The following is a 12,108-nucleotide window of genomic DNA, read 5'->3' as shown; positions in this document are numbered from 1 at the left end:
TCTGCGAGGGCGGCAGAAAACGTGATCGCGACAACTGAATAGCAGGCGGGCCATGCGGTGCTCAGCAGGCAGGCGGCGCGCTCAGTCGACTACCCGCCGAGTTCCCCGCGACCCACGGTTCACAGGCGGCGACCAGAGCAAGACTCCACGGGCGAGCGGGGTCGCGGACGCGATGGTGCTGCGAGGTGTGCGGGTCGTGCGCGCTGGTCGGCGTGTCCGGTGCACGCAACCGGGATGGCCGCGTTGAGGCCGTTTGGTGATGGTGGCCGGAAGGCCTCGCCGGTGGCGCTTTCCTTGCTGGAGTTGGCCATGGCCACCAAATCGGCGACCAGCCTGGTCGACCGCGTAGCCAGTTCCCTGGATGGTCTCGGCGTTCGGACAGGACCAGGGCGATGCCCGCGCCGGGGAGTTCGGTGACGGCTGGTCAGTGGTGCGCGAGCGGGACCAGGTCGTCGGCGTGGATGACCTCTCGGCGGCGGCTGGTGGGGAGGGTGTGGGATTGGTGGCCGATCAGGTCTGGGAGTTCCGGGGCGTCGTAGTTGGTGATGCCGCGGGCAATGACGTTGCCTGACTGGTCGGTCAGCTCGACCACGTCTCCCGCCACGAAGTCGCCGGTGGTGGCGGTGATGCCCGCGGCGAGGAGGGAGCGGCGGTCGCGGACGACGGCGGCCACGGCCCCGTCGTCGAGGGTGAGGGTGCCGGTGGAGTCCGCGGCGTAGGCGAGCCAGAAGCGGCGGGACGACAGCCGGCGGCCCGCGGTGGCGAAGGCGGTGCCCACCTCAGCGGGGCCGAGGGCGTTCACGGCGTCCGTCGCGGCGGCGAGCAGGACTGGGACGCCCGCGGCGGAGGCAAGGCGGGCGGCGGCGAGTTTCGAGGCCATGCCGCCGGTGCCCAGGCCGGACGCGCCCGACGTGCCCGCGCGCACACCCTCCACATCGGACCCGCCTGCCACCTCGGTGATGCGCCGGGCCGGGCCCAGGCGCGGGTCGCCGTCGTAGAGAGCGTCCACATCGGACAGGAGGACCAGGGCGTCGGCGCCGATGAGGTGGGCCACCAGGGCCGCGAGGCGGTCGTTGTCGCCGAAGCGGATCTCGTCGGTGGCCACGGTGTCGTTCTCGTTGACGACGGGCACCGCGCCGAGGGCCAGCAAGCGCGTGAGGGTCCGCTGGGCGTTGCGGTAGTGGGAGCGGCGGACGACGTCGTCGGCGGTCAGCAGCACCTGGCCGACGCGCAGGGAGTGGCGGGCGAAGGAGGCCACGTACGCGTGACCCAGCACGATCTGCCCCACGCTCGCCGCCGCCTGCTGGGTCGCCAGGTCACGCGGCCGCCGGGCGATGCCCAGCGGCGCCAACCCGGCCGCGATGGCACCGGAGGACACCAGGACGACCTGGCTGCCCGCCGCGCGCCGCCCCGCGATCGCGTCGACGAGGTCGTCCAACCGCGCCGGGTCGAGACCGCCCTCGGCCGTGGTCAACGACGACGACCCGACCTTGACGACCACGAGCCGCGCGTCGGCGACAGCTGCACGGGTGCTCATCCGAGCTCACCCCTCCGAGACGGGACCAACCTGCTCGACAACGACCTGACCTCGCCGAGCCACCGGCGCGCAGTCAGCACCGTCGACGCGGGCCGTGGTCGACGGCCTGGTCTTACCGGGGCGAGGTCCGGTAGCGGGTGGCGTACGACCTCAGCGCCGTGACGATACGACAGGCCACTACGAACACCGGTCGGGCGACCAGGCGGACGTGGGCTCGCTCACTCGTCATCGTCGTCGTAGTGGGCGATGCCGGTCTCGCTGTAGTCGCCGTAGTCGACGTGCTTGCGACGGGACAGCTTGGCGACCTTGCGCTCGGACGCGCCGATCCGCTCGTTGCGGTCGAGGCGGGGGTCGTTGCCCCGGGTCTGCATCATCACCGCGATGCCCGCCGGGGTCGACGGCTCCCAGTCGAACGTGACGCCGCCGATGGTCACCGGGCAGCCGGGCACGGCGCCCTGCTTGGCCAGGGCCTCCTCGACGCCCAGGCGGGCCAGGCGGTCGGCCAGGTAGCCGACGGCCTCGGTGTTGTTGAAGTCGGTCTGGCGGATCCAGCGGTCCGGGCGTTCGCCGCGGACGATGAAGCCGTCCTCGTCCGCCGGGTCGCGCTCGACCGTGAAGCCGGAGTCGTCCACCGCGGTCGGCCGCAGGACGACGCGGGTCACCTCGGGGGCAGGCCTGCTCGCGCGGTCTTCCTCGATGACCTTGGCCAGGGCGAAGCTCAGCTCGCGCAGCCCGGCCCGGGTCACCGTCGACACCTCGAACACCGGCAGCCCGCGCGCCTCGATCTCGGCGCGCACCATCTCCGCCAGGTCGCGGGCCTCGGGTACGTCGACCTTGTTCAGCACCACCAGGCGCGGCCGGGAGGCCAGGTCGCCGCCGAGCGCGGGGGTGTACCGGGCCAGCTCCTCCTCAAGCGCGTCGATGTCCGACACCGGGTCGCGGCCCGGCTCATAGGTCGCGCAGTCGACCACGTGCACCAGCACCGAGCACCGCTCGATGTGCCGCAGGAAGTCCAGCCCCAGCCCCTTGCCCTGGCTGGCGCCCGGGATCAGCCCGGGCACGTCGGCCATCGTGTACACCGACTCCCCCGCCGTCACCACGCCGAGGTTCGGCACCAGGGTGGTGAACGGGTAGTCGGCGATCTTCGGCTTGGCCGAGGACAGCACCGCGATCAGCGAGGACTTGCCCGCCGACGGGAAGCCCAGCAGCCCGGCGTCGGCCACCGACCGCAGCTCCAGCACCAGGTCGCGGGTTTCCCCCGGCTCGCCGAGCAGCGCGAACCCGGGCGCCCGCCGCGCCTTCGAGGCCAGCGCCGCGTTGCCCAGGCCGCCCCGGCCACCGCGCGCGGCGACGAACCGGGTGCCGTGCCCGACCAGGTCGGCGAGGACCGCACCGGACTCGTCGAGGATGACCGTGCCGTCGGGCACGAGCAGTTCCAGGTCCTCGCCCATGGCGCCGTCGCGGTTCGCGCCCTGGCCCTGCTTGCCGCTGGCCGCGCCCGCGTGCGGGTGGAAGTGGAAGTCCAGCAGCGTGTGCACGTTGCCGTCGACCACGAGGATGACGTCGCCGCCGTTGCCGCCGTTGCCGCCGTCGGGGCCGCCGAGCGGCTTGTACTTCTCGCGGTGCACCGACGCGCACCCGTTGCCGCCGCTGCCCGCGGCGGCGTGGATGACGACTCGGTCGACGAAACGGGACACGGGTGTCTTCCTTTCACCGAGGCCGTGCGGCCTCGAAACGCGAACGAGGGGCGAACCGGATCCGCTCCGGCCCGCCCCTCGTCGGGATCTAGCTGTCCCGGGTGCCGATCAGGCCTCGACCGGGACGATGTTGACGGTCTTGCGACCGCGCTTGGTGCCGAACTGGACCGCACCGGCGGCGAGCGCGAAGAGGGTGTCGTCCTTGCCGCGGCCCACGTCCACACCCGGGTGGAACTTGGTGCCGCGCTGGCGGATCAGGATCTCGCCCGCCTTGACGACCTGGCCGCCGTAGCGCTTCACGCCGAGGTACTGGGCGTTCGAGTCGCGCCCGTTGCGGGAGCTGGACGCGCCTTTCTTGTGTGCCATGGCTGCTCAGGTCCTCTACTTGGTGATGCCGGTGACCTCGACGCGGGTCAGCTTCTGACGGTGACCCTGTCGCTTGTGGTACCCGGTCTTGTTCTTGAACTTGTGGATCCGGATCTTGGGGCCCTTGGTCTGCTCGACGACCTTGCCGGTCACCGAGACCTTCGCCAGGGCGTCCGCGTCCGAGGTGACGTCGGTGCCGTCGACGACGAGCACCGCGGCGAGGCTCAGCTCGGTGCCCGGCGCGCCCTCGAGCTTCTCGACCTCGACGACGTCGCCAACAGCCACCTTGTACTGCTTGCCGCCGGTCTTGACGATCGCGTACATCGGGACGGAAGTCTCCTGCTACTAGACGGTGGGGGTCCTGCGAGCCCTGGTCCGCAGGCTTAGCCCCCCACTGGCGCGGGGACCGCCTCGGCGGACCGGGCTTGGCACGACACAGCCCACCGATGGGCGGGCCGTGTAACAGGTTACGTGCCGGTGGAATCCACGGTCAAACCGGGGTCCCCTCAGTTGTCGTTGGTCGCGTCCACGGGCGGTCCGGCGGGCCGGGAAGCGGCCCGTCGGGGCGTCCGCCGACGGGGCACGACCGGCTCGACCGGCTCGACACCCGCGCTCGACCTGGGCTCCGAGGCCGACCGGACCTGCGCGGCCGACGCGGCCAGCGGCGGCTCGGCCGCGCGCTGCTCCACCTCGGCCCGCACGACGGTCAGCGCCTCGGCGCCACCGGACGGCGCGCCCTGGGCGCGGCGGCTGGTGCGGCGCCTGCGCGACGCCCGGCCTTCAGGCACCTCGGAGTCGGCCGCCACGACGCTCTCGGAGAGGTCCTCCGCGCTGAACGGCGCGGCGGGCTCGGCGACGGCGTGCTCGGTGTGGTGCGGGCCGTGCCCGTTGCCGTTGCCCGAGACCTCCGGGACGTCGGCGACGTGCCGGGTGGCCTTGGCGATGTCCCGGACCGCGACCTTGGCCGACTCGTCCTTGACCTGCTCGCGGGCGGGTTCGCGGGTCTTCTGCTCGTCGCTGCCGCGGTTGCGGTTGCGCCTGCCACCGCCCTGCTGCTGCTGTTGCTGCTGCGGCTTCTCGGGCTGCGGCTGACCACCGCCGTTGGCCGCGGGCGCCTTGAGCGTCGGCTCGGTGGTGACGACCACACCGCGGCCCTTGCAGTGCTCGCAGGTGGTGCTGAACGCCTCCAGCAGCCCGGTGCCGACCCGCTTGCGGGTCATCTGCACGAGCCCGAGCGAGGTGACCTCGGCCACCTGGTGCCGGGTGCGGTCGCGGCCGAGGCACTCGGTGAGCCTGCGCAGCACCAGGTCCCGGTTGGACTCCAGCACCATGTCGATGAAGTCGATCACGATGATGCCTCCGATGTCGCGCAGCCGCAGCTGGCGGACGATCTCCTCGGCCGACTCCAGGTTGTTGCGGGTGACCGTCTCCTCGAGGTTGCCCCCGGAGCCGGTGAACTTGCCGGTGTTGACGTCGATGACCGTCATCGCCTCGGTGCGGTCGATCACCAGGTAGCCGCCGGAGGGCAGCCAGACCTTGCGGTCGAGCGCCTTGAGCAGCTGCTCGTCGACCCGGTGCTCGGCGAAGACGTCCTTGGTGCCGACGTGCCTGCGCACCCGCTCCAGCAGCTCGGGGGCGACGTGGCGGACGTAGGCGTCGATGGTCTCCCACGCCTGGTCGCCCTGCACCACCAGCGAGGTGAAGTCCTCGGTGAACAGGTCGCGCACGACCTTGACCAGCAGGTCGGGCTCCTCGTAGAGCAGCGCGGGGGCGTTCGACCGGCGGGTGCCGTTGGTGCCGTCGGACTTGTCCCGGATGACCTGCCACTGCGCCTGCAGGCGGCGGACGTCGCGGTCGAGCTCCGCCTCGGCGATGCCCTCCGAGGCCGTGCGGATGATCACACCCGCGTCCTCGGGGACGATGCGCTTGAGCAGGTCCTTGAGCCTGCGCCGCTCGTTCTCCGGCAGCTTGCGGGAGATGCCGGTCGCGCCGCCGCCGGGCACGTAGACCAGGAAGCGGCCGGGGAGGCTGATCTGGGTGGTGAGCCGGGCGCCCTTGTGCCCGACCGGGTCCTTGGTGACCTGCACCAGGACGCTGTCTCCGGTGGACAGCGCCTGCTCGATCTTGCGGGCCTTGCCCTCCAGACCGGCGGCGTCCCAGTCGACCTCACCGGCGTAGAGCACGGCGTTGCGGCCGCGGCCGATGTCGACGAACGCGGCTTCCATGCTGGGCAGCACGTTCTGCACGCGGCCCAGGTAGACGTTGCCGACCAGCGAGCCGGTGCCGGACGAGGTCACGAAGTGCTCGACGAGGACGCCGTCCTCCGTGACCGCGATCTGCGTGCGGTCGCCGTGCTCGCGCACCACCATGGCGCGGTCGACGGCCTCGCGGCGGGCCAGGAACTCGGCCTCCGACAGGATCGGCGCGCGCCTGCGGCCCGCCTCCCGGCCGTCGCGGCGGCGCTGGCGCTTGGCCTCCAGCCGGGTCGAGCCGCGCACGCTGCGCACCTCGTCGCGGGCCGACGCGGCCTCGGCCTTCTCGTCGCGGGCCTCGCGGACGTGCACGACGGTGTTCGGCGGGTCGTCGCCCGCGTCCGCGCCGTCGTCGTCGCCGCCGCCCTTGCGGCGGCGGCGACGCCTGCGGCGGCGGCTGCCCGCGTCGCCCGCGTCGTCGGCCTCGGTCTCGGCTTCCGGCTCCTCCTCGGGCTCCTCGGCCTCGGCGGCGGGCTTGGCCTCGTCCTCGGCGGGCTCGCCCGCCTCGTCGGCCGCGCCCTTGCCGCGACCGCGACCGCGGCGACCGCGGCGGCGGCGCCTGCTGTGGGCGCCGTCCTCGTCGTCGTCCTCATCGGCGACCGGGGGCTCCTCCGCCTCGACCGGCGCGGGCTCGACCACCGCGACCGGCTGGACCGGGGCGGGCCGGGACGCGGCGGGCTCCGGGGGCAGGAACAGCGGCGACGCGGAGGCGAACACCGGCGTGGGCGGGATCCGGCGCGGGGCGGCCTCGACCACCTCGGGCTCGTCCTCGACGACCTCGGGCTCGACGGCCGCGGGTTCGACGACCTCGGGCTCGTCGAGCAGCGCGCGCACGACGAGCGCGGCCGTCTCCTTGCTGACGCTGGATTGCGCACCGCGCACCGTCTCGCCGATCCGGTCGAGGGTGGCGATGACCTCCTTGCTGCTCACCGACAGCAGCTTGGCCAGCGCGTGCACGCGCACCTTGGCGGGCAGTTCCGCCAGCGCCTGCTCAACGGGTGTGGTGGCGGCCCCGCCGGTGGCCCCGGCAGGGGTAGTCGTGTCCGACATGTAGCTCCTCCGCCCCCGGGCGCGTCGTGCCAGACGCGGCCGCTCAGGGGCCCTAGTTGTCCTTGTTCCACCGCGCAAGGCGGCGGGAATCCTCGCCCATCACCGCTGGCGGCTGTGGTCATCGGGACCGCAACCGGCTGACGGCAGGTCGTTCGACCACGGCTGAGGCGACTCCGTCTCCCCGATGGACTACCCGAGGCCCGCTTGCCTGTCGAGGGCCAACGGATCGGACAGACCGCCTTCGTCGTCAAGCCGCCCCTGGGCCGTCCGTGTCGCCTTCGCGGGCACCGGCGGTTCCAGAGCGGCGACCACGCGGAGCGCGCTCAGCACGTCGTCGGGTCGCACGGCCGGTGTTGTCTGCCGGACGACCACACGCAGTATCCCACACGAACGCTCCGGGTAGGACATGTCGATCCCCACACCGGGGGTGTCGCCCCCGGATTCGGTCACCTCGGCGCGGATCACCGCAGGTCGGGCGTCGATGAGCCGTCTGCCGTCCTTGGTCAGCCGCTCCACCTCGACGTGCTCCTCGGCGAGCAGGCGCTCGACGGCGACACTCAGCGTGTCCGGGTCGACCCCGGGCAGCTCGATGTGCCAGTCGCTGGCCTCCATGCGCTCGGCGAGCCCGCCCGGTCCCGCCTGCACCGCCTCGAGCACGTCGAGGCCGGGGGCCAGCGCCGCGTCGAGCACCCGCGCCAGGCTCGCCGGGTCGAGCGCCTCGACGACCTGGATCTCGACGTACTCGGCCTCGCTGGCCACCCCGGTGGGCGCCGCGCCGATCCAGGAGATCTTGGGGTGCGGGTTGAACCCCTGGGAGTAGGCCATCGGCACGCCCGCGCGGCGCAGGGCGCGCTCGAAGGCGCGGGCCACGTCGCGGTGCGAGGTGAAGCGCAGCCGACCCCGCTTGGCGTAGCGCAGCCGGATCTTCTGCACCGGCGGCGCCGACGGGTTGGGTTGGTCCTGGCGGCTCAGGGGTTACTCCTTCCGGTGGAGTCGCTGTCCTCCGGTGGTGAGCTCACCGGGACAGTGGCACCGTACCGGGAGCGCCAATTCGGCTCGCGCGCTTGTTTCGCTCCCGTGGCGTGGATAGCGTCCGCACCGAGTGGACAGCCCGGCCCGAGGGAACCAGTACTGGAGGTCGCCCGTGCCTCTGCTCCGCCTGACCAGGGCGGCAGCGGTCAGCGTCGCGGTAGTGGCGGCGGCTTTCTCCGCTCCCACCCTCGCGGCCGGCGAGCCCTTGGAGGACGGGTCGCTGCCCTGCCACCCCACCTCGGCCCCGCTGCGCTACCTGGTGCTCTTCCCCGAGGGCACGACCGCGGCCGACGCCGACGACGAGGTCGACTCGTCCTGCGCCGCGCCGGTGGCGTACTACCCGGAGATCGCGGTGGGCGTCGCGGCGTCCTCCGACCCCGGGTTCGCCGACCGGTTCGGGCGCGACCGCGCGTTCAGCACGGAGGCGGTCGTGGGGCGGGCGCACAAGCAGTCACCACTGGTGGACACGGGCGACCCGGACGTGGCGACAGATCGCTCGGGCGAGCAGTGGGACATGACGGAGATCCAGGCGGGCGCCGCGCACGCGATCACTCGCGGTAGCGACCGGGTGGTGGTCGGCGTCCTCGATTCGGGGATCGACAACACCCACCCGGACCTGGCCCGCGCGGTCGACCCGGCGAAGTCGGCGGGGTGCCTGACGGGCAAGGCGGACCGGTCACCGCAGGCGTGGCAGCCCTCGGTCTCACCGCACGGGACGCACGTGGCGGGCATCATCGCGGCGGCGGACGACGGGCGGGGCATCACGGGTGTGGCGCCGGACGTGCGCCTGGCATCGGTGCGGGTCGTCGACGACGACGGGACGGTGCGGCCGGAGTCGGTGGTGTGCGGGCTGATGTGGGCCGCGGCCAACGGGATGGCGGTGGCGAACCACAGCTACTACGTCGACCCGTGGCCCCTGACCTGCGACCGCGGCGCCGAGCACGTCGTCTACGAAGCCGTGCGGCGGGCGACGGACTACGCGACCGGCCGGGGTGTGCTGAGCGTGGCCGCCGCGTCGAACGAGGCCCGCGACCTCGCCGAGCCGAGCGGCCAGATGCCAGGCCTCGACGGCCAGTGGCGCACCGTCGACGCCTCCTGCCGGGTCCTGCCCGCGGGGTTGCGCGGAGTAGTCGCGGTGTCGGCGATCGGACCGGATCGAGTGAAAGCCGGCTACAGCGCCTACGGCCTGGGCGTCATCGACGTGACGGCCCCGGGCGGCGAGCAGACCGGCGACCGCTGCGTCCTGTCCACGGTCCCCGGCGGCTACGCGACGGCCTGCGGCACCTCGATGGCGACGCCACACGTGTCCGGGGTGGCGGCCCTGCTCGCGTCAACGCACCCAGGCGCCTCCCCCCAACGCCTGACGCGGCTGCTGACGACGGAGGCGGAGTCGGTGCCGTGCCCGGTCGACTACGACCTGGATGGCACGGGCGGCCAGGACGCCTACTGCTCGGGCTACGCGCCCTTCAACAGCTTCTACGGCCACGGACTGGTCAACGCCCTGGCCGCAGTGACCGACTAGCTTTGCGTAGGCCGCGATCGCGGCGTTCTGTTCGGCGTGGCCACAGTGGTCGGTGACCAGGTAGAGACTGGTCTGCCATGGGTTTCTCGGACAGTGGTTAGTGGGGTATCAGGGGGATGTGGATATGCGGCGGGTGGGGGAATTGCAGTTCAAGGGGAGGGTGTGGATGGGGCTGGGGATTACTGTCACTCTGTCGGGACGCCTGGGCGGATCAGCAGGGAAGTCGCTGGGGTGAAGCCGGCGCGGTTGTAGAACGGGATGGAGCGGTCGGTCGGGCTCAGCACGAGGCGGACGTAGTTGTGCGTGTCGGCGTGGGTTATGGCCGCGTTGAGCAGGTCTTGGCCGGTGCCCTGGTTGCGGTGGGTCGCGCGGACGTAGACGTTGCTGACGTAGCCCCAGGTGCTCGGTGGCTGGCTCGGGCGGGGCATCCGGGTGAAGATGACCATGTTGAGGAAGCCGATGGGGTCGGCGTCCTCGGTTTCGGCCAGCCAGAAGATCCGGCGGTCTCGTTCGTGTAGCCACCACTGGGTGAATGTGGACTCGAACTCGTCGTCTGGGGTGGTAGGGGTGAGCTCCTCGGTCCACAGGCGACGCAGGCGGGTGAGGGCGGGGATGTCGCCCTCACCCGCGATGCGGATTCTCACGACTTGGCGAGGGCCGGGTTCTGGACCGGGGACCCGATGCCGACCGGGCTGATGGGCAGCAGCTTGCGGCCGGTGGGACCGATCTCGATGTCGGTGCCCATGGCCGGGCAGACGCCGCAGTCGAAGCAGGGGGTCCAGCGGCAGTCGTCCTGCTCGCGGGCGTCCAGGGCGTCGAGCCAGTCGTCCCAGAGCCACTGCTTGTCGAGGCCGGAGTCGAGGTGGTCCCAGGGCAGGACCTCCTCCTCCGTGCGCTCGCGCGTGGTGAACCAGTTGAGCGAGACGCCGAGCGGTTCGAGCTCGGCGGCGGCCGCGGCCACCCAGCGGTCGTAGGAGAAGTGCTCGCTCCAGCCGTCGAAGCGGCCACCGTCGCGCCAGACGCGTTCGATGACGCGGCCGACCCGGCGGTCGCCCCGGGACAGCAGTCCTTCGATGAGGCTGGGCTTGCCGTCGTGGTAGCGCATGCCGATGTTGCGGCCGAGGCTGCGGTCGCGGTCGGAGTTGACCGCCTCGCGCAGCTTGCGCAGCCTGCTGTCCACGGTGTCCGGGTCGCACTGCGGCGCCCACTGGAACGGGGTGTGCGGCTTGGGCACGAACCCGCCGATCGAGATCGTGCAGCGGATGTCCTTGCGGCCGCTGGCCTGCCTGCCCGCGCGGATGACGTTCTTGGCCATCTCGGCGATCTGGAGCACGTCCTCGTCGGTCTCGGTGGGCAGGCCGCACATGAAGTACAGCTTCACCTGCCGCCAGCCGTTGGCGTACGCGGCGGTGACCGTCTTGAGCAGGTCCTCTTCGGACACCATCTTGTTGATGACGCGCCGGATCCGCTCGCTGCCGCCCTCGGGGGCGAAGGTGAGCCCGGAGCGGCGGCCGTTGCGGGACAGCTCGTTGGCCAGGTCGATGTTGAACGCGTCGACCCGGGTGGACGGCAGCGACAGGCCGGTGTTGGTGCCCTCGTAGCGGTCGGCGAGCTGCTTGGTGATCTCGCCGATCTCGGAGTGGTCGGCGCTGGACAGCGACAGCAGGCCGACCTCCTCGAAGCCGCTGGCCTCCAGGCCCTGCTGGATCATCGCGCCGATGCCGTCGATGGAGCGCTCGCGCACCGGGCGGGTGATCATGCCCGCCTGGCAGAAGCGGCAGCCGCGGGTGCAGCCGCGGAAGATCTCGACGCTCATCCGCTCGTGCACGCTCTCCGCGAGCGGCACCAGCGGCTTCTTCGGGTACGGCCACGCGTCGAGGTCCATGGTGGTCCGCTTGGCGACCACCTCCGGCACGCGGTCGCGGTTGGGCTTGACCGCGTCGATGTGGCCGTCTTCGCGGTAGGTGACGTCGTAGAGCCGGGGGATGTAGACGGTGCCGGACTCGGCGAGACGGGTCAGCAGCTCGTCACGGCCACCGGGACGCCCCTCGGCCTTCCACGCGCGGATGACGTCGGTGATCTCCCCGACGGCCTCCTCGCCGTCACCGAGCACGGCGGCGTCGATGAAGTCGGCGATCGGCTCCGGGTTGAACGCGGCGTGACCACCGGCCAGCACGACCGGGTGGTCGACGGTGCGGTCTGCGGCGTGCAGCGGGATCTTCGCGAGGTCGAGCGCGGTGAGCATGTTCGTGTAGCCCAGCTCGGTGGAGAAGCTGACCCCGAGCACGTCGAACGCGCCGAGCGGGCGGTGGCCGTCCACGGTGAACTGCGGGACGTCGTGCTCCCGCATGAGCTTCTCGAGGTCGGGCCAGACCGCGTACGTGCGCTCGGCGAGCACGTCCGGGATCTCGTTGAGCACCTCGTAGAGGATCATGACGCCCTGGTTGGGCAGGCCGACCTCGTAGGCGTCCGGGTACATCAGCGCCCAGCGCACGGTGGTGCTGTCCCACTCCTTGACGGTGGCGTTCAGCTCACCACCGACGTACTGGACCGGCTTGGACACCCGGGGCAGCAGGGGTTCAAGCCGGGGGAACACAGACTCGACGCTCACAACGAACCAGGGTAACCCGTCACTCTCGGCGTATCGGACGG

Annotated in this window: 9 protein-coding genes; 1 reads left to right on the top strand and 8 read right to left on the bottom strand. The window is 72.1% G+C overall.

The annotated features are described in order from the left end of the window. Positions 1–424 precede the first annotated feature (424 nt). The 6 genes from proB to CLV40_RS10150 all read right to left on the bottom strand — a co-directional run bounded on the left by proB (position 425) and on the right by CLV40_RS10150 (position 7,835). Positions 425–1,537: a glutamate 5-kinase gene (gene proB, locus CLV40_RS10175; protein WP_104478594.1), complete on the bottom strand. Its 1,113-nt coding sequence runs from the start codon at positions 1,535–1,537 to the stop codon at positions 425–427. Positions 1,538–1,755: 218 nt separating this feature from the next. After that, the gene (obgE, locus tag CLV40_RS10170; RefSeq protein WP_104478593.1) at positions 1,756–3,234 is read right to left on the bottom strand and encodes a GTPase ObgE; all 1,479 of its coding nucleotides are present in this window, start codon (positions 3,232–3,234) and stop codon (positions 1,756–1,758) included. Between the two features lie 108 nt (positions 3,235–3,342). Continuing rightward, the gene (gene rpmA, locus CLV40_RS10165) at positions 3,343–3,600 is read right to left on the bottom strand and encodes a 50S ribosomal protein L27 (RefSeq protein WP_104478592.1); all 258 of its coding nucleotides are present in this window, start codon (positions 3,598–3,600) and stop codon (positions 3,343–3,345) included. 15 nt (positions 3,601–3,615) lie between these two features. Further along, a complete protein-coding gene (gene rplU / locus CLV40_RS10160) occupies positions 3,616–3,924 on the bottom strand; it encodes a 50S ribosomal protein L21 (protein WP_104478591.1) in 309 nt (102 codons plus the stop codon). Between the two features lie 182 nt (positions 3,925–4,106). Beyond that, positions 4,107–6,902, bottom strand: coding sequence for a translation initiation factor IF-2 N-terminal domain-containing protein (locus CLV40_RS10155; RefSeq protein WP_104478590.1), 2,796 nt, complete (start codon positions 6,900–6,902; stop codon positions 4,107–4,109). 189 nt (positions 6,903–7,091) lie between these two features. Then, entirely contained in the window at positions 7,092–7,835 is a 744-nt protein-coding gene (locus CLV40_RS10150) for a TIGR03936 family radical SAM-associated protein (protein WP_104478589.1), read from the bottom strand. A gap of 211 nt (positions 7,836–8,046) precedes the next feature. Here CLV40_RS10150 and CLV40_RS10145 point away from each other — a divergent pair, with 211 nt between their 5' ends. Beyond that, positions 8,047–9,456: a S8 family peptidase gene (locus tag CLV40_RS10145; RefSeq protein WP_104478588.1), complete on the top strand. Its 1,410-nt coding sequence runs from the start codon at positions 8,047–8,049 to the stop codon at positions 9,454–9,456. Positions 9,457–9,641: 185 nt separating this feature from the next. Here CLV40_RS10145 and CLV40_RS10140 read toward each other — a convergent pair whose 3' ends face one another. Then, positions 9,642–10,100 (bottom strand): GNAT family N-acetyltransferase, encoded by a 459-nt coding sequence (locus CLV40_RS10140; RefSeq protein ID WP_104478587.1) that lies wholly within the window; start codon positions 10,098–10,100, stop codon positions 9,642–9,644. Next, on the bottom strand, positions 10,097–12,067 hold the full coding sequence (locus tag CLV40_RS10135) for a TIGR03960 family B12-binding radical SAM protein (RefSeq protein ID WP_104478586.1): 1,971 nt from the start codon (positions 12,065–12,067) through the stop codon (positions 10,097–10,099). The genes CLV40_RS10140 and CLV40_RS10135 overlap by 4 nt, the downstream gene beginning before the upstream one ends. Positions 12,068–12,108 lie beyond the last annotated feature (41 nt).

Source organism: Actinokineospora auranticolor (genome assembly GCF_002934265.1).
GTDB lineage: Bacteria > Actinomycetota > Actinomycetes > Mycobacteriales > Pseudonocardiaceae > Actinokineospora > Actinokineospora auranticolor.
Note: the sequence above shows the minus strand (reverse complement) of the source record. Positions and strands in the feature narration are given on the sequence as shown.